The organism is Sulfurovum sp. XGS-02, assembly GCF_023213175.1.
Classification (GTDB): Bacteria; Campylobacterota; Campylobacteria; order Campylobacterales; family Sulfurovaceae; genus Sulfurovum.
This window is the reverse complement of the sequence record NZ_CP093312.1, coordinates 2,115,179-2,141,825: the sequence shown is the minus strand read 5'-3', so window position 1 is coordinate 2,141,825 and position 26,647 is coordinate 2,115,179. Positions and strand designations below refer to the sequence as shown.

The 26,647-nt window shown below is 38.1% G+C and carries 23 protein-coding genes and 1 tRNA gene; 15 read left to right on the top strand and 9 right to left on the bottom strand.

Annotated features, from left to right (window positions below; genetic code table 11):
- Positions 1-17: 17 nt before the first annotated feature.
- The 8 genes from MN086_RS10715 to infC all read left to right on the top strand — a co-directional run bounded on the left by MN086_RS10715 (position 18) and on the right by infC (position 6,880).
- Positions 18-1,691, top strand: coding sequence for a murein L,D-transpeptidase (locus MN086_RS10715; RefSeq protein ID WP_248575976.1), 1,674 nt, complete (start codon positions 18-20; stop codon positions 1,689-1,691).
- A complete protein-coding gene (coaE, locus tag MN086_RS10710) occupies positions 1,691-2,284 on the top strand; it encodes a dephospho-CoA kinase (protein WP_248575975.1) in 594 nt (197 codons plus the stop codon). The genes MN086_RS10715 and coaE overlap by 1 nt, the downstream gene beginning before the upstream one ends.
- Complete coding sequence (dapF, locus tag MN086_RS10705) at positions 2,271-3,017, top strand: diaminopimelate epimerase (RefSeq protein ID WP_248575974.1); 747 nt, start codon at positions 2,271-2,273, stop codon at positions 3,015-3,017. Before coaE ends, dapF begins: the two co-directional genes overlap by 14 nt.
- A gap of 27 nt (positions 3,018-3,044) precedes the next feature.
- Positions 3,045-3,680, top strand: a complete 636-nt coding sequence (locus tag MN086_RS10700) for a tetratricopeptide repeat protein (protein WP_248575973.1) — start codon at positions 3,045-3,047, stop codon at positions 3,678-3,680.
- Between the two features lie 68 nt (positions 3,681-3,748).
- Positions 3,749-3,824: transfer RNA gene (locus MN086_RS10695), tRNA-Val, on the top strand.
- A gap of 146 nt (positions 3,825-3,970) precedes the next feature.
- Positions 3,971-4,399, top strand: a complete 429-nt coding sequence (locus MN086_RS10690) for a hypothetical protein (RefSeq protein WP_248575972.1) — start codon at positions 3,971-3,973, stop codon at positions 4,397-4,399.
- A 121-nt stretch (positions 4,400-4,520) separates the two neighbouring features.
- A complete protein-coding gene (gene thrS / locus MN086_RS10685; protein WP_248575971.1) occupies positions 4,521-6,335 on the top strand; it encodes a threonine--tRNA ligase in 1,815 nt (604 codons plus the stop codon).
- Positions 6,332-6,880, top strand: a complete 549-nt coding sequence (gene infC / locus MN086_RS10680) for a translation initiation factor IF-3 (protein WP_248575970.1) — start codon at positions 6,332-6,334, stop codon at positions 6,878-6,880. Before thrS ends, infC begins: the two co-directional genes overlap by 4 nt.
- A gap of 181 nt (positions 6,881-7,061) precedes the next feature.
- On the opposite strand, the gene MN086_RS10675 is transcribed toward infC, so the two are convergent.
- Positions 7,062-9,833, bottom strand: a complete 2,772-nt coding sequence (locus tag MN086_RS10675; protein WP_248575969.1) for a DNA mismatch repair protein — start codon at positions 9,831-9,833, stop codon at positions 7,062-7,064.
- Positions 9,834-10,366: 533 nt separating this feature from the next.
- Here MN086_RS10675 and MN086_RS10670 point away from each other — a divergent pair.
- The 5 genes from MN086_RS10670 to MN086_RS10650 all read left to right on the top strand — a co-directional run bounded on the left by MN086_RS10670 (position 10,367) and on the right by MN086_RS10650 (position 13,373).
- Positions 10,367-10,540: an adenine-specific methyltransferase EcoRI family protein gene (locus MN086_RS10670; protein ID WP_371875207.1), complete on the top strand. Its 174-nt coding sequence runs from the start codon at positions 10,367-10,369 to the stop codon at positions 10,538-10,540.
- A complete protein-coding gene (locus MN086_RS10665) occupies positions 10,512-11,096 on the top strand; it encodes a hypothetical protein (RefSeq protein ID WP_248575968.1) in 585 nt (194 codons plus the stop codon). Before MN086_RS10670 ends, MN086_RS10665 begins: the two co-directional genes overlap by 29 nt.
- Before the next feature lie 494 nt (positions 11,097-11,590).
- Positions 11,591-11,959: a hypothetical protein gene (locus MN086_RS10660; RefSeq protein ID WP_248575967.1), complete on the top strand. Its 369-nt coding sequence runs from the start codon at positions 11,591-11,593 to the stop codon at positions 11,957-11,959.
- Between the two features lie 77 nt (positions 11,960-12,036).
- Positions 12,037-12,747, top strand: coding sequence for a UPF0489 family protein (locus MN086_RS10655; RefSeq protein WP_248575966.1), 711 nt, complete (start codon positions 12,037-12,039; stop codon positions 12,745-12,747).
- A 44-nt stretch (positions 12,748-12,791) separates the two neighbouring features.
- Positions 12,792-13,373 carry an AbiV family abortive infection protein gene (locus tag MN086_RS10650; RefSeq protein WP_248575965.1) on the top strand — a complete coding sequence of 194 codons (582 nt, stop codon included), beginning with the start codon at positions 12,792-12,794 and terminating at the stop codon, positions 13,371-13,373.
- Positions 13,374-13,795: 422 nt separating this feature from the next.
- Here MN086_RS10650 and MN086_RS10645 read toward each other — a convergent pair whose 3' ends face one another.
- The 6 genes from MN086_RS10645 to MN086_RS10620 all read right to left on the bottom strand — a co-directional run bounded on the left by MN086_RS10645 (position 13,796) and on the right by MN086_RS10620 (position 20,429).
- Positions 13,796-16,846: an efflux RND transporter permease subunit gene (locus MN086_RS10645; protein WP_248575964.1), complete on the bottom strand. Its 3,051-nt coding sequence runs from the start codon at positions 16,844-16,846 to the stop codon at positions 13,796-13,798.
- A 9-nt stretch (positions 16,847-16,855) separates the two neighbouring features.
- Positions 16,856-18,001: an efflux RND transporter periplasmic adaptor subunit gene (locus MN086_RS10640; RefSeq protein ID WP_248575963.1), complete on the bottom strand. Its 1,146-nt coding sequence runs from the start codon at positions 17,999-18,001 to the stop codon at positions 16,856-16,858.
- Entirely contained in the window at positions 17,994-19,169 is a 1,176-nt protein-coding gene (locus MN086_RS10635; protein WP_248575962.1) for a TolC family protein, read from the bottom strand. The genes MN086_RS10640 and MN086_RS10635 overlap by 8 nt, the downstream gene beginning before the upstream one ends.
- Before the next feature lie 66 nt (positions 19,170-19,235).
- Entirely contained in the window at positions 19,236-19,541 is a 306-nt protein-coding gene (locus MN086_RS10630) for a hypothetical protein (RefSeq protein WP_248575961.1), read from the bottom strand.
- 216 nt (positions 19,542-19,757) lie between these two features.
- Positions 19,758-20,129 (bottom strand): YkvA family protein, encoded by a 372-nt coding sequence (locus MN086_RS10625; RefSeq protein ID WP_248575960.1) that lies wholly within the window; start codon positions 20,127-20,129, stop codon positions 19,758-19,760.
- A gap of 27 nt (positions 20,130-20,156) precedes the next feature.
- The gene (locus tag MN086_RS10620; protein WP_248575959.1) at positions 20,157-20,429 is read right to left on the bottom strand and encodes a metal/formaldehyde-sensitive transcriptional repressor; all 273 of its coding nucleotides are present in this window, start codon (positions 20,427-20,429) and stop codon (positions 20,157-20,159) included.
- A gap of 70 nt (positions 20,430-20,499) precedes the next feature.
- On the opposite strand from MN086_RS10620, the gene dmeF reads away from it, so the two are divergent.
- Positions 20,500-21,435 (top strand): CDF family Co(II)/Ni(II) efflux transporter DmeF, encoded by a 936-nt coding sequence (dmeF, locus tag MN086_RS10615; protein ID WP_248575958.1) that lies wholly within the window; start codon positions 20,500-20,502, stop codon positions 21,433-21,435.
- Positions 21,436-21,854: 419 nt separating this feature from the next.
- Here the strand turns inward: dmeF and MN086_RS10610 are convergent, their stop codons facing one another.
- Positions 21,855-23,000 carry an ATP-binding protein gene (locus MN086_RS10610; protein ID WP_248575957.1) on the bottom strand — a complete coding sequence of 382 codons (1,146 nt, stop codon included), beginning with the start codon at positions 22,998-23,000 and terminating at the stop codon, positions 21,855-21,857.
- Between the two features lie 1,189 nt (positions 23,001-24,189).
- On the opposite strand from MN086_RS10610, the gene MN086_RS10605 reads away from it, so the two are divergent.
- Complete coding sequence (locus MN086_RS10605) at positions 24,190-24,591, top strand: hypothetical protein (protein ID WP_248575956.1); 402 nt, start codon at positions 24,190-24,192, stop codon at positions 24,589-24,591.
- A gap of 237 nt (positions 24,592-24,828) precedes the next feature.
- On the opposite strand, the gene MN086_RS10600 is transcribed toward MN086_RS10605, so the two are convergent.
- On the bottom strand, positions 24,829-26,592 hold the full coding sequence (locus MN086_RS10600; RefSeq protein WP_248575955.1) for a DUF4209 domain-containing protein: 1,764 nt from the start codon (positions 26,590-26,592) through the stop codon (positions 24,829-24,831).
- Positions 26,593-26,647: the final 55 nt, after the last annotated feature.

Below are 26,647 nucleotides of genomic sequence, written 5' to 3'. Positions count from 1 at the left end.
GATAGAATGGAAGGTCAATGAAAAGAATTAAACAGATAATCAGAGATGTAACTATACGCCTTGGGCTTATTGCTGCTTTTATGTTCTCCCAAGGTGCCAATGCAAATACCCATTTGGAGTTCCATGAAGTGGCATCAACGGTGATGATAAATTCACTGCAGACCCAACCTTCGAATAGTTTTTTAAAACGACTCTATACACGGCTTTTTTTCGTACCTGTCTGGATAGATGAAGATTCTCTCTCTGCATTCAGTCAAGAACTTTTTAGACAGATCACGCAGGATCGAACCCTTGATGCGACTTCCAAACTCTATCAGGATGCGCTCATTTTGGAGCAAAAAGCACAGGAGATTTACGGTACCAATGGTACAGTGTCCCAAAAAGTAGACCTTGAATTCAAAATGTCGCAACTCTATAAAGGGTATGCTGATTATACGCTGTATGGCAGTATCAACTGGGGTGCATTTCAAGATAGACTTTACAACCTGAAAGCACAGGGCATCTATGCTGGCTGGGTGACGTACAGACCCGGATTTGGTCCACTCTCTCTGCTTGAAACGGCAGCACTGAGCGGCAGTTTATCCGAGTTGTTTGCCCAGGCAGAACCCAAAGAGTACCACTATAAAGAGCTTCAGGCATCACTTATCCAGTACCTGGAGATGCAAAAAAACGGCGGATGGCCTATCATCGCGTTCAAAGGTGTGCTTAAGCCAGGTGAATCCCATGAGGTTGTTCCCCTCTTAAGAAAAAGAGTGCGCATCACAGGAGATGATGGAAAGTGTCACAGCAAAGAGGACAACAGGTATGATAACTGTTTAAAAGAGGCTATTGTGCATTTTCAAAAACGTCATGGTCTGGAAGATGAAGGCATTATTGGTCCAAAGACGATGGCAGCGCTTAATGTTCCTATAGAAAAGCGTATTGAGCAGATACGTTTAAACCTTGACCGTATCAAGTGGCTTCATGAACGCAATGCAAAACGGCATATTATTATTAATATCCCTGCATTTACACTCTTTTTTGAAGAAGATAGCGCATTGCGCCTGCAGATGAAAGTGATCACGGGGACAAGAAAAAATCCTACACCGGTCTTTTCCAATACCGTGCGGACCATTGTCCTTAACCCGCATTGGAACGTGCCCAAGAGCATTATCCAAAAAGAGATGATCCCTAAGATATTTAAAGATCCGCATGCCATGAAAAAAGAGAAAATAGAGATCTATACAGGCTGGGGAGAAGATGCCCAAAAAGTGAGTGCAGGCTCTGTAGACTGGGGGCAATACCGTTACAGCAAAACAGTACCGTTTCGCTTTGCACAGACACCGGGGTATCATAATGCGCTTGGAAAGGTGAAATTCCTTTTTCCAAACCAGTTTTCTGTCTATATGCATGATACACCGACAAAAAATCTTTTTGAACGGAATGTAAGGGCTTTCAGTCATGGGTGTATCCGTTTGGGCAAGCCCATAGAACTGTTAGAAACATTTTCTTCTTTTAATGATACGATAGATTTTGAGAAGGCACAGGAGAGGCTCAAGGGTACAAGAAAAGAGTTCTTGTCTTTAACCCAGAAGGTGCCTGTAGATGTGGTGTATCTGACTGCTTATGTAGATTACGATGGCGTACTGCAGTTTAGAGAGGATATATACGGTTATGATCATATGCAACTTCAGTCTTATAGAAAATGGTAATGGCTTTTAAGTATGCTATCGCCCTCACAGGAAGTATCGCGACGGGGAAAAGTTCGACGGTAAAGCTTCTCGAGGCTTCGGGATTTCATATCATAGATGCCGACAAGATCGCCCATAAGATACTTGATGAACAGCATGAAGCGATTGCTGAGAAATTCGGTGAGACATTGGTACATGAGGGTAAGGTAGACAGAAAGGCTTTGGGGGCTATTGTCTTTTCCGATAAAGAGAAGCGTAAAGCACTTGAAGCACTGCTGCATCCGCTGATCTATGAAGAGATCGAACGTCTCTCTCTCGAACAGGACAGGCTGAGGAAGCCCTATTTTATAGATATTCCCCTCTTTTTTGAAAATGAACGGTACCCTATTAAAAAATCGCTCGTGGTCTATACGACAGAAGAGAAACAGCTTGAACGCCTGATGCAGAGGGAAGGGTATACGAAAGAAGAAGCACTCAATCGTATAGAGGCACAAATACCTGTGGAAGAAAAACGTAAGCGCGCAACCTATGTTATAGATAATAGTGGTACACTTACACAATTAGAAAAAGAATGTGAACGCGTAAAAGAGGAGATACTTAATGACAGTAACTAAATATTCAGCCAGCGGTAACGATTTTGTAATGTTTGTGGCACAAAAAAAAGCGGACAGATCGGAACTTGCCAAAAAACTCTGCCATAGACAAAACGGTGTAGGAGCAGACGGTCTTGTAGTGGTGTTGCCACATCCTGAATATGACTTTGAATGGGAATTTTACAATGCAGACGGAAGTGTTGCAGATATGTGCGGTAATGCAAGTAGAGCCGTAGCCCATTTTGCCTTGGAAAAAGGGATTGCAAAAGACAATAAGGCAGAGTTCCTCACCGGAGCAGGGGTGATACGTGCCACGATCAACGGTCTTTATGTGGTCAGCGATATGGTCCCTCCAGAGATCATCAGTAAAGAGATAGATGAGTATGGTGAAAATTGGTGGCTGATCAATTCGGGGGTCCCCCATCTTGTAGCTGTGAGAGAGAATGTAGATGATCTCAACATAGAAGAAGCACGTATTTTACGTCATAAGTATAATGCGAATGTGGATATCTGTAGCGTGAAAGATGATGCCCTCTATGTCCGTACCTACGAGCGTGGCGTGGAAGATGAAACCTTAGCCTGTGGGACAGGGATGGTCGCATGTTTTATACGTTGTCATAAAGAGGGGAAAGTTCCTGATAAGATGAAGGTATTTCCTACAAGCGGGGAGGAACTCTATGTGAGTTATGAAGAGGGTGTCTACAGGTTTGGCGGTAAGGTAACTAAGACATTTGTTGCTGAGACCTTGATATAATCTATCTGTTAGTTGAAAGAGGAAGTTATGAAAGTTTTATCTATTTTTATCATCGCTACGGTCACTCTCTTTGCCAATGATTTCAATCAGGCAGTCGAGGACTATAATAATGGCGGTTATATCAAAGCATTGAATACCTTTTATGCCTTGGCGAAAAAAGATGATGCAAAGGCACAGTACAATGTCGGGCTTATCTATGCGAATGGCAAAGGTGTACAGAAAGACCTTGACAAAGCGAAGCAATGGTATGAAAAAGCAGCGAAACAGGGCAACGGGTCTGCACAGTACAACTTGGCACAACTCTATCACAGTGGGGGAGAGACGGATGCACATGGCTATGAAAAAGCACGATACTGGTATGAGAAAGCGGTAGAGTCAGGTATTATGCAGGCCTACAATAACCTGGCCGCATTATATATGGAAGGCAAAGGCGTGAAGCAGGACCAGCAAAAGGCCTTTGAACTTTTTCAAAAAGCAGCAAGTATGGGTGACAATGCAGCACAGGTCAATGTGGCAGTCCTCTATGCATGGGGAGAAGGTATCACGCATGATAAAATGAAGGCGTATGACAATTTTAAAAAAGCATTGATCTCAGGGAAAAGTGAAGCAAGTGAATATCTCGACAGACTCTGCTCGGAGAGCGCCTGGGTCTGTGAAGACTAAGTCGCCCCCATTTTTAAGTATCTGTTGGCTATACTTTCAACCTGCAAAACATCTCTGTTTTGTTCAATGATCGCGTAACTCAGTTGGTAGAGTACTTCCTTGACATGGAAGAAGTCGTTGGTTCAAGTCCAATCGTGATCACCACTCACTTTTTTGATACAATCAATCCTTTACAAAACTTTTCTTAACTTCACATCTTGATATTTATTTTGTATTACACAATATTATTTGATATAATGTGACGTTTTTATGATATAGTTTCTATATCAAATTGATTGACAGGGGTTGTTTTGGGACTATTTGACTTTCTAAAAACGAAAGATACGGTACCTTATGAAAAAATATATGAAGAGTTGAGTGCCTTCACAGAGGCTTCTCTGGCTATGCCTAAAATGAATAACCCTTTCCTCCTTGATGACAAGAACAAACATGCAATGATCTTTGGCTATTTTATGGGAGTGATGGATTATATTGCACAAGCCTACCAGCTCAACGAAAAAGATCAACTTAAAATACGTACACACTATCTACTAAAAAACTTTACGGACAATGACTTGGAACAAGCCCAGGAATTAATGAAATACTGTGATGACATAAGAGACACAGATGATGGCAGTAATTATGCGTTACGGGGAAAACTTGCAATGAAAAAATGGGTAGCAGGCGGTCCCATGGCTGCATATGCACCAATGGGACTGGTGAAAATATTGAATGACTAGGGATGCACTTGTGGGAAAAACCGCTCTCTTTTCCCCATTAATTTCTTTCTATCCAACTTTTGGATATAATAGCCGCATTTTTAACGCTGCATTGTAGGCGGCGATAACACAAAGGGTTAATTTGAGTGAAAATCTTATCGGTTATATAGATGACCAAGGCAATATTATTGATACACAGAGTGCAGGAGAAAACTGCACAGCAACACCTATAGAGTATGACAATTCTGAGGCTTCTTTGGAGATAGTACGTCACTCGACAGCACACCTTATGGCCCAGGCTATCACAGAACTGTATCCTAATTCACAGTTCTTTGTCGGTCCTGTGGTGGATGAAGGTTTCTACTATGACTTCAGAGTGGATGAGCAAATAGGCGAGAATGATCTTAAAACGATCGAAAAGAAGATGAAAGAGCTCATCAAGAAAAAGTACAAGATTGAAAAGTATGAGATGAGCAAGGCTGAAGCGATGGAAAAGTTCGCGGATGATGATCTCAAACAAAAGGTCATGTCTCGTATCGAAGATGATACGCTCTCTATCTATAAGCAGGGTGATTTTGAAGACCTGTGCCGTGGACCTCACGTACCGGCACTCCGTTTCTTGCATAATTTCAAACTGACACGTGTCGCAGGGGCATACCTTGGCGGTGATGAGAATGCGGAGATGCTGACACGTATCTACGGTGTGGCGTTTGCAGACAAAGAGACACTGAAAGCGCATTTGACAATGCTTGAAGAGGCTAAAAAGCGTGACCATAGAAAGATTGGTCACGAAATGGAACTCTTTATGTTCAATGATGCGGCAGGACCAGGGCTTCCGTTCTGGATGCCAAAAGGTGCAAAGCTGCGTTACAAACTGGAGAGTATCCTGCACAAAGCACACCTTACTCGCGGTTATGAACCCGTACGCGGACCGGAGATCCTCAAGGCGGATATGTGGAGAATTTCCGGGCACTATGCATGTTATGGTGAAAATATGTACCTCACTACGATCGATGAACAAGAGTATGGGATCAAGCCGATGAACTGTTTGGGGCACATCCAGGTCTTTAAACAAGCACCGAAAAGTTATCGTGATCTGCCACTGCGTTATTATGAGTATGGTGTGGTACATCGTCATGAAAAGTCAGGAGTACTTCACGGGCTTCTCCGTGTACGTGAATTTACCCAGGATGATGCACATATCTTCTGTGAACCGAACCAGATCGCGACTGAGGTACTTGATGTTGTGGAGTTCGTGGATTCAGTAATGAAGCTGTTCGGCTTTGAGTATACGATGGAAGTGGCAACCAAACCGGAAAAAGCGATCGGTGATGATGCAGTATGGGAATTGGCAACACAAGGACTCAAAGATGCACTCAACGGCAATAATCTGCCGTTTACCATCGATGAAGGCGGGGGCGCATTTTATGGTCCGAAGATAGACATTAAGATCACCGATGCTATTGGACGTAAATGGCAGTGCGGTACGATACAGGTAGACTTCAACCTTCCTGAACGTTTTGAAGTAGAGTATGTTGCGGATGACAACACGCGTAAGAAACCGGTGATGATACACAGAGCGATCCTGGGATCATTTGAACGTTTCATTGGTATCCTCACGGAGCATTATGCCGGGGAGTTCCCTTTCTTCTTGGCGCCTGTACAGGTGATATTTGTTCCTATTGCAGATACGCATGCAGATTATGCCTATGCGCTTAAGAAAAGATTGGTTCAAGAGGGAATGGATGCTGAAGTCTATGACAAAAATGACTCTCTTAACAAACGTGTACGTAACGCAGAAAAGCAGCGTGTACCGTACGTTGTGATCATCGGAGATGAAGAAGTGGCAAATAAAACGGTCGCGATTCGAGACAGAAGAGCCAAAGAACAGTATAATCTTTCACAAGAAGAATTTATGGTAAAATTAACACAACAACTTCAAGAAGGTAAAATTTGAGTAGACAACAAGATAGAAGCAGAGGCAGAAAAAAAGGTGATGATGTCATTATGAATGACGCTATCAGAGCGAATGAACTTAGGGTACTCAGTGATGACGGAGAGCAGCTTGGTATCATCTCTAAGTCTGAAGCACTGCAAATAGCAGAAGAGAGAGGTTTAGATCTTGTTCTTATGTCACCTGATGCGAAACCTCCTGTTGCTAAAATCATGGACTACGGTAAACACAAATACGAGCTTGAGAAAAAGAAAAAAGAAGCAAAAAAGAAGCAGAAGACCATCGATGTAAAAGAGGTCAAGTTCTCTTGTAAGATTGCTGAGAATGATATCAACTATAAAGTAAAACATGCCAGAGAGTTCTTGGAGAAAGGGAAGCATGTAAAACTTCGCGTCTTCCTTAGAGGACGCGAGATGGCAAACCCTGAATGGGGCGTAGAAGTGCTTAACCGTGTCTGGCCTATGCTTGAAGATATCGGAAACCTGGAGAGTAAACCTACACAAGAGGGGCGCTACATTAACATGTATGTGACACCTCAAAAGAAATAAAAATAAGTTTATAGCACATAATCTTTCGATAGATATTTAATGCTGTACTCTTAGTACAGCTTTTAAATCTCTAGCACACCCAAGGGCATTTCCTGTGAGAAAACTTCATGCATCTAAACCTATTTTGGTTTGCGTTACTCTTTGTACGATTCGGAATATAGTTCCTCACATGCAATGAGTTTTAGCTCTTGATCTCATAATGCAATTTTAACCCTTCACTTGTCATCACGAATCCAGAGATATTAATTTTTCCTTCATGCACCAGATTATGATGATTTTTACATAGAGGGATGAGGTTGTATTTATGGTTTTTATGGAAGTGCTCTATCTGCCCTTCCTGATTTGCATGCTTCTGTTCAGCGATATGATGAACATCCTCTACACTCTCTTCACATAGGGCACACTTACTGAGATAGAGATCTTTATTGTATTTACTGCTCTTTTGTCTGCGTAGCTTTTTGATGTCGCTTCCGCTATTGTTCAGATTCTCCCGAATAGTCTGTGCCATATTGAGAAATTCACTGTCCATATGGAGTGATTTGGCAAACTCCAGTCCGTAAAGGCTGTCTCCCATGCCTAACTGCAGTACACGGTTATAGATGAGGGTATCATTACTTTCATCATACTTGATCCCCAGATGCAGGAAGATAAGCTGTTTCATACTTTGCAGCTGAGGGATGCTTCCCAGCTGATGCAAGTGCGTTGCGAAGATAAAGGTCGATCTCAAAGAGATAAGTTTGAGTATAGCACTTGAAACGATGGCAAGGGCAGATTCTGTTTCCGTCCCTTGGCTTATCTCATCACCTAGGACCAAAGAGCGCGCATTTGCACGGTTGAAGATGTTTTTGAGCTCCATCATCTCCACAGCAAAGGTTGACAACCCTTTGTAAAGATTGTCTTGTGAAACGATCCGTGTAAAGAGTTTCTCATAGAGCCCGAAACGAAGTTCCACCGCAGGGACAAAAAAACCGGCTTGTGCCAGGACCACTGAGATCCCTATACTTTTCATCAATGAGGACTTCCCTGAAGAGTTGATACCGTACAAAAGCGTACCTAGAACATCTTCACCGTCACTGGCATTGAGGGTAATATGGTTGTGTGTTGTCCCATTGTTCTCTCCTAAAAAAACATCATTAGGCACATAAATACCTCTTTCGTCATTGGACTCTATAATAGGATGTCGCAAGGCTATCGCCTCATAAAAGTTACCCTCTTCTATGATAGGACGGGAGAGGTTCATCGTTTTGCTGCATTTTGCATTGGAGATCGCCACATCGATGTCGGCGATGAAGACTATCAGTTTGTCAAGCAGTAAAGAGAACCTGTTTTCAAGTAGATCAAGACTCTCTATATAGCGTTGTTTGACAAGGGAAACGAGTTTGACCTGAGAGGCTTCGTAGTTTCTCGTGATCTCTTCAAAAAGAGGTGCCTGTACCTTGACGGCATTTTTTAAGTATTTATAGTGAAAGTCTTTAAAGAAGTGATGTTGGTTGTCAATGGTCACGAAAGAGTCCTTAAGGGACTTCTCTATGAGGGTAAAACGGTTTTTTGTAAGGTTGAGAAAATACCCTTCGCTTTCAAGGTAATTGACCGTTGTATATTTAGCAGTGCCGGAGAACAGTTTGTCTTGGTCAAAAAGGGATTCAACATGGGCGGCTACATCTTCCATTTTGTTGACCTCTTTTTGCTGACTCTTGACAATAGTGTCAATAGCAGGATAGACCCCGTCTTTAAAGAGGTTGTCATTGATCTGTTCTATACGGAAGCGTGCACAGATATCCAGTTCAAACGTGTCATGTAACACTTTCAGCATCTCCTGAGTTTCATCATAGAGGTTCCCCTCTATCTCAAGGCCATTACTTTGGGCATCGTCAAGCAGTTTCAAAATGGCATCCAGGGACATCGCAATGTATGTCAATTCTACAGGATGCAGTTTACGCAGTTTGATACGCCGCGTGATACGCTCAAGGTCATAGATCTGTTTCAGATGTGTCTCAAAACGGTTGATGCTCGGCAGTAACAGTTCTGTGAGGTTATACCGTGCTTCAAGCAGTGCTTTATCACAGATAGGGTTGAGCAAGCGCTCCTTGAGAAGACGTTTGCCAAAAGCAGTCGATGTTTTGTCTATCAGGTCAAGCAGTGTGATGTCGGAAGGATCGCGGGAAATCACTGAAAGCTGTTCCATGGCATTGTTGCCGATGTACATATAACGATTATTCCCCAAGAACTGCGGCTTGTTCATCTTCTCTATGATACTCTCATCATGTTCGATGATAAAGTCGATCAGTACAGCCAGAGACTCTGTGGTATAAGGATGTCTCTCAAGGTCAAGAAACTCTATACTGGAGAGAAAAGAGTTGATGTTGAAGACCCGGGTGAAGAGCTCATTTTGAAATTGTATTTTAAACCGTTTTGTATTGAGAGAGTAGTGCAGAGACTCAAGTTCCAAATAGTGAATAATCCACTCTTTGTCAATCTCTTTACTATCAAGCGTGATGATGACCTCTGAAGTCGTATAGGTTTGCAGAAGGTTGAACGCTTCATCCAGGGCATAGGTTTTGTCATCGCGGGTGGAGTGTATCTCGTTACAGATGGTTTTACCTGTACTCACATCTATCGCCGCATACCCTACGGAGAAGATGCCGGCATTCTCATCGATGAGCAGAGAGACGATGTTATTCTCAGAGGGTTCACTCAGGTATTCAAAGTTTGTACCCGGAGAGATGATGTTGGAGACATAGCGTTTGATGTTCGGCATCTCTCCTTTTTGTTTGACCACGATGATGGTATATTTTTTGGTAGCAATGAGACGGGAGAGGTAACGGTCCAGTGAGACGGCCGGGACACCTGCAAGAAGAGGATTGGAAACCGAGTTTTCGAGTACGGCTTTGCTTTTTCGAGTGAGTTGTATGTTGAGCAGTTCGGCTATCTCTTTGGCCTTACCTACTTTCATCTCATCGTTATTGACCTCATAGACTTCAAAAAAAGTACCATTCTTTATCTAGTATTAAAGTGTAATACCATGCGATATATAGGCGTATAGGGTATCCAATTACAGAAAGTGTAATATTAATTGTCCGATTTTGCATTTCTTTTCTCAAGGTAGCATGGTGCTCTGTATGGTATCGCCAATATGCCACCTAAAACTATCAATGTTGCTGTTGTGCTCATGTTGATCCTTCTTTGTAGGGATATAAAAGTATATCTAAAGTCGAAGCTTAGCCACACATTTTATTGTTTTGTTCTAGATAGGGTCTGCAAAGCAATATGGTATGGCTAGAATATGTCATAATATGTGATAGTATATACTAAATGATAACTAATTATGGGATACAGATTATGTTTGGAATGATCAAAAAACTATTTGGAAATGATGAGTCTGTCTCTGTTGCAGTTGAGTCTCGTATGGAAGATTGATAATCTACATATAGATTAAGTGCCTTAATGTTAAGATAACCACGACTTAGCATAAAAGTTTATTGTGAAATGGCAGAAAAAGTACTAAATTCGAATCTCCATAGAGCAATAGACTCCAAAGAAGATGAGTTTTATACCCAGTTTCCCGGTATTGAAAGGGAATTGAAACACTACAAAAAACACTTCAAAGATAAAGTAGTTTATTGTAATTGTAATGACCGAGAGTTTAAAAATAATGATTAGCAAAGACAATATTGATTTCTTAAATCACAAATGTGAACAATTAGCATTTCATATAATGAGTACGACTGACGCACATTACGAGATGTGGAAAGAAGACAATGACTATGAAGAATCACTAGAAGAAAAAGCATACTTCAAGAGACAAAGAGATGGCTTAAAAATACTTCAGAAGGCATTAAGTAATCCAGATAAATATCAACGAGACTTGCAAGAGATATTAGATGAAATAAATGAGCGCAAGGCCCTAATAAGCAAAAGACAGCCTTTGGATAAAGAGGAATATGAATTAGATATAGAAATTAATTCATTAGAATGGGATATTTCGGAATGTAATTCCAAAATAAAATTGAATCTAAAATATTTAAAAGATAGAAACTTTTTGCAAAAAATGTTTAATTCAAATGAAGAAAAAGTTGACATACTAAATCAAACCTTGCGGTCTGAAATTCGACAAGCCGAGCAACTAATGAAGGTTAAAAAAAGACAACTAACTTCTATTAGAGAAAAACAAGAAGAAATCAATTCTCAAATTCTTAAAAATATATGGAGATTTTAATAGAAAATTTTATTAATTCTCCACAAGGAACATCGTGAGCACATTAGCAGTAGTTGTGATTTTAGGCAGCGTTATTGCGGGTCTCCATAGGGCGCTATGGTATTTAAAAAACAAGGCGAGCAAAAATCATAAGTGTCAGTTCCAATAAACACACACTTTGTGGTTTTATCCCGATATTTTCCCGATAAACCACACTTTGTACAAATATCGCCAATTTCTGGGCAAATGGCACATTGCATTTTGATGTATTTTAGGAATTTTTATCATTTTTGGTATAAAATAGTTAAAAAGAGGAAGTTTTATCCAATAAACACACATTTTTTCTGTTGGTTATCATAGGGATTTCCGAATGTTTTGTATAAAGTGTTTGTTGAATAAATAATTATGCGGAGAGAGACTCAATGAAGCGGATATCACTTGATTTGCTGAAGACAGTAGCAATGTACTTGGGCGTGGTCGTTGGGGGAACCACTCTCTTCCTAATTCTCTCGCCAGTGGCAGGTTATCTCGCTTATAGTGACAGACCTGGCCCCGGATGGTATGCTGAACCGTTCTCGCTCTCCTGGGAAGAATTCTTAAGCAATACAGTATACATACTGGGATGGGCACTGCTTCTCTCTATCTATGCAATCATCATCGCACTCGTATTATTTGGGTTAGTCCGCCTGCTAGAGAGATTCAAGATGCCTGACCTAGGCGTTGCAATCGTGGGAGCTGTGCTCTCTGGTCTATTGAGTGCCTATATTGTATTGGGTATAGGATGGTATATTGCTATTGGCCTTCCGGCAATCATTGTTGGCTTAGTGCTTGGGATGCTATTCGGAGCCTTCTTGCTTCCGCAAAAACGGAGTATCGCGGCATAATAAATCAGAGGAGATCAATCAAAAACCTGCAAGCGGCTTTTTGATTGGTCATTTTAAACGTTATACTAAGGAAGTTGATGGATTATATCAATAAAATAATTTTTTCAAATAATGAAGAATATTTTGAGGAAATATACCCAAATATATGGATTATGGATAATCACAAATGGTCATTGTATTGCTGGGAACTATATAGAGAAGAAAACGATATTCCTTCTACTTTAGTTCATCTAGATTATCATTGGGATGCGATAAATGACTATCAAGAAGATGAGTCTATAATCAAAGATATGAATCTAGAAACGATGAAGGATGTACTTATTGAAGAAAACTATATTAGAAAGGATTCTTTCATTGCTCCATCAATAATTAGAGGTTATGTAAATAGAGTGGATTTTCACTGTTTTCAAACAGATACAGAAATTGGATTAGATGAAAGCTTATTGATTAATTATGGTGCCAAACAAAACATCCATGATAAAATTGAAGACTTAATACACTCTATAGGCAATAAAAAAATTATATTAGACTTAGACTTAGATATATTTAATAAATCAAGCTATTACTTAGAGGGGGATTTGTGGAGTGAACAAGAAATTGAAAATTATGTTTATACGATTGCCCCATTAATTGAACAAGCTAAAATAATTACAATAGCTATGTCATATGGATTTAGTGGGAGTGATCAAGATAGAGAATATATAACAAAATTAGTTACTCCTATCATTGTAAATATTAGGGAAAAATATAACAAATCATTGGAGAGAAATAAATTATCCTGCGGCTAATTTATTTCTTATTTTAAACATTATGTGTAAAGCGAGAACCTACTATGGAAGTATTTGAACTTATCAGCAGCATGGTAAGAACGGATGAAAATCTTATTCAAAGTGTTGATGATTTTAACAAAGCAGTTGACCATATAGTTCAGCTTATTCAAGATGCATGTACTTTATACATGAATGGTAGCTATCCAACTTCTGCATTTTTGAGTATAAGTGCATGTGAAGAAATTGCAAAGGCACACATTGGTTCCTTTACTGATGGAAAACATCCAGAAAAAAATGGGCGTAATATATTCCGAGATCATAGAACAAAGCATCAAATGGCTGCATTGCCGACTGTTACAGTGGCGCAACGTTTAAACGAAGCTCTTGGAAGTCCAGAGCTTCAGCGCATAATGAATCTGGCACACAATTCAGGTTTTGTCCAAACTAGAGAAAGTGCACTGTATTTCCAAAGAGAAAACGGTAGCTTAACTATACCAGCTGAGAAAGTAGACAAGAAGCTTGCGAGGTCTTTAGTCTTATTTGCAATTGAAGCATTTGATGATGCGCTAGTTGGAGTCACCAATCACACATATGAAATGGACGACATAACCGATGCCCTGTTCGAACAAATTAAAAACACATAACAAATCAAAGGAGACCAATCAAAAACCCGCAGGTGGCTTTTGAGACCGTTCAGAATTTTGTGTCACCGATAGATAAAAATTATAGCACAATTAATTGTCTATACTCGAACGATTTCATGTAATTGAAACATCTGTTTTTATACTTTTTTAGATCACACTTCTTTTGATAGTTTTCCTTATAAAACATTCCAATATGGAACATTTTATAAGGTTTTCTATTGAAGGGGTAGATTTTATGGCTCGCAAACAACGCTATAGCGGGAAACGTTATAAAATATGTTAGATTATAAGGTTTCTGAAATAAGCATAAAATCTACATCAAAGAAGATGGATAAGAATAAGACACAAGTATATTCTAATAAATCTATATAAAAGGGAATAAAAAATAGTATACCATGGGATTCTCCCATGATAATGATTAATTATTCCTCTTTTTTAAAGAACAACACATACAAGCCCGGTAAAACTAAAAGAGTGAGTATCGTAGAAGAGATAATCCCTCCTGTTACAGCTACAGAAAGTGGATACTGTATCTCTGAGCCTACACCTGTAGCATAAAGTAGAGGTAATATCCCAAAGAGTGTGGTAAAGGCTGTCATAAGTACAGGTCTGAGCCGTAAGAGCGTGGCATCTTTTACCAAGTCTATGGTTTTGACTGTGGGGAATTTTTTGCGCAACTCATCTATAAAAGATACAAGAACAATGCCGTTGAGTATAGCGATGGCAAAAATAGCAATGAATCCAACAATAGCAGAGACCGAAAGATACTCACCAGAGAGTAAAAGTCCGACTATCCCACCCATGAGACCTAGAGGCACACCAAGCAAGATTAGAAAAGCTTTTTTAAACGAGTTAAATGCGGTGTAGAGCAAAAGCATAATGAGCAGTAAAGTAATAGGAATAATCATCGCCAAGGTTGCTGTGGCTTCTTGCATATTTTTAAAGTCACCCACCCATTTGATGTAGTAGCCGTCTGGTATATTTACATTGGCTTTTATCTTGGCATCTGCTTCTTCTACGAAAGTAGCAATGTCACGATCTTCTACTTCGAGTGAAAGTACCATATAACGGCTCAAGTCTTCTCTTTTAATGAAAGCAGGACCCTGTATAACAGTTATGTCGCATACTTCTTCAAGTGTCACAACTTTTCCGGAGTCTGAACGTAAAACAAGTGATTTCAGTGTGTTGATATCTTGTTTTGCATCTTTGAGTTTAGCTACGATACCAAAACGTTTTACGCCTTCTATTTTTTGTGTCACAGCTTCTTCACCGATACCATAACGAATCACTTGCATCACATCTTCTATACTCAACCCATAACGTGAAAGAGCTAAGTAGTTTGGTTTGATGTTGATTTGCGCCTGTCCCAATTGTGTTTCTACTTCAGCATGATCAAGCCCTTCTATGCCTCTAAGAATGCCAGAAATTTCACCAGCTATTTGCGACATGATTTTTTGGTCTTCCCCGTAGATTTTAACAGCAAGTTCTGCACTTACACCTTCAAGTAACTCTTCGATACGCATAGCGATAGGCTGCGTAGAAATGAATTGTAAGAAGTTAAACTTTTCTTTTAGTTTTTTTGTCATCTCTTTATCGAGCTTTGGTATCTCTGTGAACTCTGGATTGAGTGTGAGCAGTACTTCCATGTAGTTGGCTTGTGCAGTCTCACCTTTTTCACTACGCCCTATCATGGAAAGCACCGATAGCACTTCTTTAGGGTACGTCTCAAGTATGAAATTTTCAATGGCTTGCGCATTTTCTACACTTTGAGTGAGTGCTGTTCCAGGGATGGCGATGACTCTGTACATGATGGTCTCTTCATTAAGTTCAGGCATAAACTCACGACCTTGCTGGCTCAAAAGTCCTGCCAGAACAATAAAGATGAAAAAGGTTACAGTAACTAACTTTTTAGCATGTTTGAGTGAAAAGATTAACATAGGGGTATAAAATGACTTAATAGCATGCATTAGTGGACTGTTGGCATGTTTTCCTTGTTTGAGCATCATGAATGAAAGTACAGGCACAAGCAGAAGTGCAACTGCGAGTGAACCAAGCATCACAAAGACAATGTCTAGAGCCATAGGTGTATAGAGTTTACCTGCAAGACCATCAAGGCTAAGTAGTGGTATAAATACAGTAGCGATAATAAGCAGGGCAAAAAGCACAGGTTTTGCCACTTCGGCAGTAGCTTCTGCGATGACTTCAGCTCTGGATGCCTTGGGGTTGTCGTGAAGCAGCCTAAAGGAGTTCTCCACCACAACGATGGTACCATCGACTATCATCCCTATGGCGATGGCAAGGCCCGAGAGAGACATGAGATTTGCAGAGATACCATACTCCTGCATCATCAAAAATGCGATAAGCAAAGAGATAGGTAAGGAGACAATCACAATAAACGCAGAACGCAACTCAAACAAAAATAGAAAGAGTGTTATAGCAACCAAGATCGACCCGGTAAGGAGAGCAGAGTTCATAGTACTTACTGCTTTATGCGTGATCTCTGTTCTGTCATAAATGACATCCAGAGTGACACCTTTGGGAAGTGCAGCATTGACCAATGGCATTTTTGTTTTAATGAGTTCAACAACTTTAGCTGCATTGGTACCTGAACGTTGCAGTACCATACCAAAGACTCTCTCTTTGCCATCTACTGATACAGCACCAAAACGTGGTGCTTTGCCTTCTTGGATGGTGGCAACATCTTGAACGGTGACTGTTTTAGCATCTTTGGTACGAATGACAGTATTTCTGATGTCATCAAGAGTGTTATAAAGACCTGCAGCACGTATAAGGTACTGTTCACGGTTAAATTCGAGGTATTGTCCTCCTACAGATTGGTTTGATTTTTCAAGGGCTTCTATAACTTCATTATAGGTGACATCTACACTCTGTAAGCGTTTAGGGTCTATGAGTACTTCATATTGTTTTTCATAGCCACCCCACGAGATGACTTCTTCTACACCATCTACTGATTTAAGTAGTGGGGTAACCGTATATTCATGCATTTGCCTAAGTTGGCTTGGTGTAAATGTTTTAGACTCATCTTTGAGTGCATACCAGAGTACTTGTCCAAGGCCAGTGGTATTTGGACCCATCACAGGCGTTCCCCAGCCTTTTGGGATGTCTACTGTGTTGAGTCTTTCAGTGACGAGTTGACGCAAGAGGTAAGTATCATACTCATCTTCAAAAAAAATAGAAACATAGGAAAGTCCAAAAATGGAGTTGGAAAGTATCATCTTCACACCAGGAAGTCCTGACATAGCCGCTTCTATAGGGTAAGTAATGAGCTTTTCTATATCTTCAGCAGAGTTACCCGCACTCTCGGTATAGATGACCACTTGTTTGGGTGTGATGTCCGGAAAGGCATCTACGGGTATATTTTGGTACGCTTTATAGCCAAATCCGGAGATGGCTATGAAAAGTGCGAGCATGAGAAATTTATACTGTATAAGTAGTTCAAAAAATCGTTTCATTTTATGCTCCTAATCGCCATCGCCAAGAGAAGACTTGAGTATCATTGATTTTACAAAATAAACACCTTCACTCACATACTCTTCATCTGCTTTGAGGCCTTTAACGGCTACATCATCTCCTGCATACGCAACAATCTCAACGACTTTTGCTTCATAGGGTGCTTCTTCATGCTCTTCTCCCTCTTCGTCATCGCTATCTTCATGTTCTTCATGCTCTTTGTCTTCTTTGTCATGATCGTGGTCAGGTTTTTCATCATGATGTTCCGCTTCTTCATGTTCTTTTTCTACAAATACAACCCATTCACCTTTAAAAAGACTCAAAGCAGATTTTTTCACCATCACAGTATTTGTATACGGTGCCAGTGCAATGTCCATCTCATTAAAAGCACCTAAAAGTAAATTAGATGGGCTTTGATCGATACTGAACAGCACTTTGGCACGTTGTGTTTCAGGATCAATATTTGGCAGTAGCTGTACAAAAGTAGAAGGGTATTGTTTCTCTGCAACATTTATCCATCCTTTGGTCTCTTTTGTGATTTTCATTGCGTCATTGACACCAAGATAGGCTACTGCGTAGTAGCCACTTTGATTAACCAGTGTCATGAGTAGGGTTTGTGCATCTACATTTGAGTGAAGTGGTGCGGTAATTTGACCCACTACACCATCAGCATGCGCATAGATAGTAAGTTTATCAGTTGCTTCTTTGAGTGTGGTAGGGTTAATACCTAAAGATTTGAGCTGTGAAGCCAAAGCATTTTTCTTTGAACGTATCTCTTCTAGAGAGATAATAGCATTGCTCAAGTCATTTTGTGAACTTAAGCCTTTTTGATGCAGCTTCATCGTTGCATTTTTTTGTATCTCTGCAGCTTTGCTTTGCTGAATAAGTGCCAAGTAGGCTGCTGACATTTTAGAGAGTTCTATAGATTCTATGAGTGCTACTTTTTCTCCATTCTTAACGTGCTGTCCTGCTTGGACATAGTATCTTTCCAGGTGTCCAGAGAGACGTGAAACTATCTCTTGTTTTTGGTCTGAGAGTTGGGTGATCTGCGCATTGGTTTGTATCATTTTCCCCAATGGCTTGAGCTGTGCATGCTCTACTTTAATAGCAGAGGCAAAACTTAAAAGTGGCAAAAGTAAAAGTAAATATTTAGTCATTGTATTGTCCTTGTATGAAACGTAATTCTATTTTTTGATTGTTAATCGTTTTGTGTGTTTGCAAAAGTGATTTTTGTGTTTGTATGAGTTTATTTTTTGCACTCATCATCTCAAAAATAGATCCTTGTGCGATTTTATATCCTTCTTGAAGTATGTCATTGAGTATTTGCTGCTCTTTTTTAAGGTTTTTGAGTGAACGGTATTGCTCTGATAATTCTCTGATAGAAGCTTTAATCATCTCTTTTTGAGAGATCAGATCAATGTTTAATTGCTCTTTATCCAAACTAAGTTGTTGCATCTGTAGTTTTGCAAGGGCTTTTTCTTCACTTTTTTCATTCCAGATTGGTAAAGGTATAGAAACACCTATTCTTAAGATAGATTGTTCTGGTTCATCTTCTATACCGCCATACACTTTATAACTATTGATACTACTTTCATTTATGCGAATTTTGCTTTCAAGTAGTTTCTTTTTTGCTTCAAGTATCTGTTCTTTTGGGTTGGTTTTAGCTACAGAACTTGTTTGTGTGGATACAGAATAGATAAAGTGCTTTTCTAAAGAAACTTTCATGCTAAGTCCTGCAATAGCTAAGAGTTGATAATAGAGTTTATGCATCTCTTGTTTAGTGGTGTACATTTGCGTTTTAAGCATCATAGTGTCTGTCTTGGCTTGCAAATAGGCAACTTTGTTTTCAGAGCCACTTTTATATCGTTCATGCACCATGTCAGTCATTTTATTTGAAAGTGTGTACTCCTCTTGTAGTAGTGCTAAGAGTTTACTCTGGTAGACATACTCTGTATACAAATTCTCTAGTGTTCTAAAATAACCTGCTTTGCCATCATGAACGTAAGCTTGTTGCAACAAAGTAGAGGCAGTTGCTTGATCTTCCAAGCCTCCATAGTAGTTACCTGTACGTACCGTTTGTGAAGCGATGACAGAGTATCCAAAACGGGACTCAATACTATTAGGATTAAATCTAGAAGCTTCGATTTCGAGTGTAGGATTCTGTGTTCGCAAGAGAATTTTATTTTCTTCTTGTGTTGTTTGTAGTGAAAGTGCTTGACTTTGTAATGCTTTTGCATTTTTCTCTATATATTTTTTGAACTGTTCGTAACTCATGGCAAATAGACCAAGAGATAAGCTCAAAAAAATCGTTATGATTTTTTTCATAGGTATTCCTGTAATGGTATGTTTAAATTGTGTGTTCAAAAGAGAACTAGGGTGTGGTAGATAAGATTATGCTATAGGGGGTTTAATAATTGTTTCTTGAACTGGGGGAGTGTAACGGTTGTTTTTATGTATTAAGCCTTCTTGGACATAGTCTGTATTCCATATAGTACTTTGCATATCGAGAATAGCTATAACATGGAAGAAATGGTGCATATCGCACAAATCACCGCATTCAGTGGATTGAGACTGTTCTAGTACATATTCATGTGCAGTTTCATGATGACATTCATCTTCTATTGCTATGACAGAAGCATGGGCAATGCCAAAGAAGAGTGATAATAACAATAAAAACTGTACTATTTTCTTTTTCACTGCTTTTGCCTTTTTATTTGAAGTAGTTTAGCTTAAAATATTTAACCTGTCCAGAGACTTTGGCCTTATAGATAAAACCAACTTCATAGCTGGTGTGATATTAGCTTTAATTTAGTTGTGATCTCTGATATTATTTGAGTATTTTTTATAAATATTATACTGAATACAGCTATTTGGTTCTTGTTTCGTAAACGATAAATCATTAAATTTATAAGTTTAGGAGAACAACCGAAAAAGTAAAGTTGCCATTATGATCCATATAATGATTACAACAAAGGCAGCTGTTTTAGAATGAGGTAGAGATTTTAGAGTTGATTGATGGGCTTCATTTTTACAATCACTCCAAATCTCCTCTGGTATCAGTTTTATGGCTAATACTATTCCAAGTGGCAATAAAATAAAATCGTCCAAATATCCAATGATAGGGATAAAATCAGGAATCAAATCTATTGGGCTTAGGGCATATGAAACCACTATTACCGCTATTATTTTAGCAACTATTGGAACATCTTTGTGATGATATGCCAAATATAGGGCATACAGGTAATGTTTCAGATAGCTTGCCCATTTTTTCAGTTTTTCAATCAAGTATAATCCTTATTTTTTTTATACAAATTACTTTAAATATGTTTTGAGTAGTGTTGTCAGATTTTCAATTTCTTGTTCTCTTTGTTCATCGCTTACATGACTACCTAAATGCTCTTTGATGTGACCATCTAAAACTTCACTCATTAGTGATTGTATAGCACCTCTACTTGCACTAATTTGCTGCAACACTTTAAAGCAGTCATTTTCTGCTTCCAAAGCTTTTTCTATACTGTTTAATTGCCCTTTGATCTTTTTTATCCTTAAGATCAATTTCTCTTTGTTTGCGATCAAATGTGCCATCTTATTGCCTTTATGATTTGATAAGGTATACTGGGGTATAGTATCAAAAAATATTTTAAAGAGGATTTAAATGAATACCATTGAATCATTAAAGGAAATTTCACACTCGCACCATTTTGACACATCCAACCCTATTGCAAAAAAGAATACGCTTTATGCGACACTTCTGACTTTTGTGACGATGATTGTTGAAATATTCGGTGGATATTACTATAACTCCATGGCACTGCTTGCCGATGGCTGGCATATGAGTTCACATGTCCTTGCTCTTGGAATGGCGTACATGGCTTATGTAATGGCAAGCAAATATGCCAATGATTTCAGATTTAATTTCGGAACCTATAAGATGGAGGTTCTAGGTGGATATACCAGTGCGATTCTGCTTTTAGTCGTTGCATTTTTTATGGTATTTCACTCGGTTGAAAGGATTTTCAATCCAGTAAGCATAGCCTATAAAGAGGCCATTACAATTGCCATCGTAGGACTTATCGTTAATCTTATCTGTGCATGGCTACTTAAAGACGATCATCATCACAATCATGGCCACGATCATCACCATACTCATGAACACGGGCATCATCACCATGATATGAATCTAAAGGCAGCATATCTGCATGTACTGGCCGATGCCCTTACATCTGTTTTGGCGATCATTGCACTTACAGGAGGGATGATCTATGGCTTCTCCTGGCTTGACCCGATGATGGGGATTGTCGGTTCTGTTCTGGTGTTCGTCTGGGCTGTCAGCCTGATAAAGCAGTCGGGAAAGATTCTTCTAGATGCAGAAATGGATGCACCGATTGTAGAAGAAGTAATAGAAGTGATCAACGCTTTACAACAAAATATTCTCATCGAGGATTTGCATGTTTGGCGAGTAGGAAAAGGGAAATTCGGCTGTATATTAACACTAAATTCAAATGATAATATTGAGATAGACGATATTAAAAAAGAGCTTTCTATTCACAAAGAACTGGTGCACATTTCCGTGGAAATTAAAAAACCATGATCAGAGTTTTTATCCCGATTTTCTGAAGCATCAGAAATATCAGATAGTATGCAATCACGGTTAGTATGATCGATATACTCATACTGGTCCATTCCCTTTTTTAACAGTAACGGTAATGCAATAAACAGTGTCAATGATGGGATGATCAACTTTTTGCAATGATTAAAGATGTATCGTATTATAATTTTATCTATAATTCTAAAACCTTATAAAATATATAACTTTATAAGGATTTCTCGTCTGTCATTTTCTATGTTAGATTCTAAGGTTTTTATTTCAATAAAGAAACTCTCATCCTAAACCTTATCCTGCTGAACAAATTTATTCATCCCGTCATCCAAAAAGTCCCACTAAGCTACAATAAAAAATACTATTTAAAACCACAACCAATCTACAATTTCCTTCGATTGTATATACTACTATACGAGTTTTAACCACATTCCAAGTTCAATATTCTCAAAAATGTATTTATCTCCTGATTTAAAAATCTCCCCTGCATTAACCAGCCTTTCAATACCACTTTGCAAAGAACCTTTTTTGATATCATACTTGTCAAGCACATATTTGCTATATAGATCACTACCGTCTTCTTTGGCTATTATCTTCAGTATGTTTTGCTGGACAATAGGAAAGGTATTGTAGTACATTGCTGTGCCTGTATCGTTCAGTATTGTCTCATCAATATATTTTCTCATTTTTACTTTATCTATGATCGTCATCCCATTCTCTAGCTCGAACATTTTGTATGATATCCACTGTATAAAACGTGTTTCTCCATAAGATTCACTATAGAGATAGTTAAAAGCATCTTCCTCTAAAATGATATTTTCCTTTTTGAAGTTCTTCAGAATCCATTTATAGAATACTTCCTGTTCTATGGGCCCCAGGGAATGTTCTATCCCTAGTTTATAAAAAGGTCTATTAGGAGAATTGAACATTGAGAGGAGTTTATTTCGCTCGGATCCAATAAAGATAAAAGAACAGTTCTTTCTTTTGCTTATTGCCGTCCTTAATACCTCTTCGATCTTTGCGTTCTCACTCAATGAAGCGATTTTCTGAAATTCATCAATAGCAATAATGGAAAACAGTTTGTTATCCTCAAGGTAATCAAAGTACCCAGTAAGAATATCCATTATGGCTTCATGATATAGACTTGATGTTGGTTCTATTTCAAATACGGGCATAGGCGTTAGCTGTAGGGATATTTTTGCTCTTGCAAAATATTTTTGGAGATCTGATGCTTTATGCTGAAGTTTGTCAAGACTGCTTTCTTTTCCTTTTAGGCTTTCTGCAATGCCATACTTGAGTTTTTCATACAGCTCTTTTGTACTTGAGACAGGATAAATATCTATATGAGCACGAAGTATATCGTCATCAAGATGGTTTTCGAATATCTCTTTGATCAATGAAGATTTCCCCAATCTTTTTTTGGCAAACATAATGACATCTACACTGTTTCGGATATGATTTAGTAGTTGATTTATATCATTGCTGCGGCCACAAAAATGTGTACCGGAAACCTCTTTGTCAAAAAGAAAAGGATTTGTGATTTGTTGAATACTCATGGCAGTTCCGTTTAGTATCATATTAATAATACCAGATGGTATCATAATGAATCTTATACAAAATAATACTTTTTGGTATTATATTACTTATACCAAAAATACATGATGATATTTTTGAAAAGATAGATGGTAATATAGAGCCAATGTGTAGACGCTCACACTGATATTCCAAAACTTTTATCGACTCAATCATATCCTCTTTCCCAAAACTTATAGCATACTTTGTTGAATTTTAGTATTTTTTATAGGAAATGTTATTTATATGGCTTTTATTCACTTTTTCATTTGCACTAATCTATAGTTCCACTCATGGGCTTTTAGTATTTTGTTAAAGTTGACAAAGGTATGATAATGCCTACATTCTTTACTTAAAATTTTTAATATTAGGATATTGGGTTATAGTCCTCAATTTGGTAAATATGAGTCCTCCAAATGGTAAATCATGTCCTTCATATGGTAAATAATTTCCATTTTTAATAGCAATTTCTAGCATATTGACTTCAGATTTGGTTATTTTGGAAGCAATTTTGACAAAAATTGGGGTGTCCTCTAAATGGTAAATCCTAGTCCTCAATATGGTAAATTTTCCATAATTATCTAGGTTCTAATATAGGATTTCAAAATGCTGATTAGCTATGAGTACCCATAAATACGGGAGTTTAATGATCTAATATAAAAGTCCTCATTTTGGGAAATGCTAGTCCTCAGTATGGTAAATATATGTCCTTAATATAATAAAAATATCTTGTAATTGTATGTACTCTAAGTGATATTTACTTTATTTTTATTACTTTTTAGTGGTTTTATGGTTAATTAACAGGTTTTTTAATGAGTCCTCAAAATGGGAAGTTTGTGTCCTCATTTTGGGAAAATTAATCTTTTTCGTCATTTTTAATCGTTTGCAAGTACATTCAAAGCAGTATGAAACACTTGATTTTTCCAGAAGCCTTATAAAATATATAAATTTATAAGGTTTATTGTTTAGCTATTCTCTCCCTAAAATTTTTAGTCTATCACATTGGGTTTTAGTGTTGTTTGCTAGTACTGACAATATAGTGGACAATGAGAATTAAGTACACAAAAAAATAAAATTCATGCAAGAAAAAATTTTATCATGTGATAGTGTAAAGGTTTTCCTCTTGTTTTGGTTACACTTGAGCTTCAAATAAACCTCTGGACAAGGAAAAACATGAAGAATTTATTAATATTGGCAATCACAGGTGCAGTTCTCTTATCAGGCTGCCAACTGCAACCAAAATTTGACCCGAATGACAGACATGTATTGTATGCCAAAGGTAAAGCCTATGCACTACCGTTTGGTGTGAACTATAATGCACATATTCCAAAGCAAACCTATGCAGAGATACGCAACGCAGGTATCCCATGCTCTGACAATGGGATCATATGGCACAAGAAAGGGTTTATGGACAAAGTAAGAAGAGTGTCAATCAACAGAAAAGAGGTACTAGGTTTTATGAAAAATGGATATGCACGAAAGATACTAGGATGCTCTGAACCACTTACCAAGATTGAGCATGACAAGCTTCTTTCGATTCAGCCCAAAACTGTTACCCATAAGCCACCAAGGTGACTTTGCTGTGGTAATTGCAAAAGACCTATTAATGCTTTAGAGCTCAGAAAGCTTCTGGACAACAAGTTAACAATAAGGTAATCATTATTAACAGGATGAAGTAGTTTTACTATATCGAATGATATAAATATTGACAATTTCAAAACCTTATAAAATATATAAATTTATAAGGTTTTCATGTGATTGGAATATCATGAGAATTTTGAAGTAAAAACTTTGATTTAAAGTGTAGTTATATTAATTTGCATTTTTTTGCCTTTTCATCACCATAGGCCAACAAATTAATCGTAAATAAATCCACCAAAAGTATATCGTATTGTAAGTGTAGTATTCGCTTACGTGCATCAGTCCATGGGAAACTTTATTGCGTAAGTTTGCACCATAACGATTTATTAGCAATGCCTTTAATTCGAAGGATAGGTCTTTTCCAAATATTTCATCCATAAGTGGATTGAGCAACGTTGTATTTAAACTACGAACATCTTGCAAGTTATTGGCATCCATCCCCGAAACAACTTCACCATTTTGTTTTAAGACATATCTAATTGATTCTTCAAATTGAGGTATTAAAATATTTGTAGCCTCTATCCATTCGCCATTAAATCCAGAGATAAGACCTTTGGCAACAATGTATTCACGCCCAACAGGAACAAAAGGGTTATTTGTCAATAAAGGCATCAGCATAGATATTGAAACATTATGTTCTAATAGTATCTGCTTTCTTGCAGGCTCAATAGAACCAATAGTGGCCACAACTCTTTGAAACTGTGTGTGATTCATCATATGTGCTTCCATCGCAGCTTCTTTTTCATTTGGATCCATCATATTTGGATAAGTTGCTACTGTTTTGCCTTCTGAATCTAAAATTTGACTAGATACTAAAAATTGCATTGGTGATGTTTTTACAAGTTTGTTTATAGACTCTCTGAGGGAATTAATACTTTGTGGATGAGAAAGTAAACATATGTTTTGAACGGCTTCACTAAATGGTTTGCCCTCAATAGATGATATCGCATGCTCAACTAATTCTGTAACATCTATGTCGGTTGATACTCTATGTAATTCAGATGCCATTTTTTCTTGAACCATAAGAAGTTGGTTATATAATTCATCCGTTCGTGATTGATGGCCACCGATACGCCTATACGCTTCAATAGATTTTTGTAAAAAATTTGCTCCAACCATGGCACTACTACTATACTCAGCCATTTTTACATAACATTCAGCAGCTTTTACTCTGCAGTTTTTCGCTTCTTCATATTGCTCAACTTTATCATGTAAATATGCGGCATTAAGCCAATAACTATTTGCACCATTTTGCTGACCCTGGTCTTCATGATTACTCGCAATTGTTTCTGATAGTTGAGCTAACTCGACAAAATTATCAACCTGAGTCTCCCTCAATAGTTCCATTAGTCTAAGTGAAAAATATTGAACTTCCAAAGGGCCTTGATTGATAAGAACTTTTTGTATATTTTCAATAACCATCTCATATTGTTCATTGGCACCTTTTCCTAAACTTCTGGACAATTTAAATGCACGCTTAACACATTCAAATGCTTGAACCCAAGTATCATCATATTCCAGTAGATAATACGAAGCTTCTATATATGACTCTATGGCTTTTAATGCCATTGGGAAATTTCTCTTTCTTAACCATACAATATCTGCAATACGAGCCTTAAAATCAATGTCAAATGAATCGATTAGGCTTGCAAGTACTTCTAGTTGTTCTTCGCTTAAATCATCTGGTATTGCAGAGCGTGAACCTTCCATTATCATCATTGCACCATATGGTTCACTAATATTATCTGGTCTAAAGTGAAAGGATGAGATTTGTGACAGCGTCGTAAATACACGAATGCTTACTTCATCTTGTGCTGACTTCAATGCATCAGAAAAGGGTGTAAAATAATACTGACATCCTTTATGTTTTACATCGGAAATCACATTTTTCCATAAAACTTCATCAAAATCCTTTGTTTGCAAACTTATACTCATGCCTCTATTAGTCCTGATGTTAATTTAGTAATATGTTAAGATTATATCCAAAATC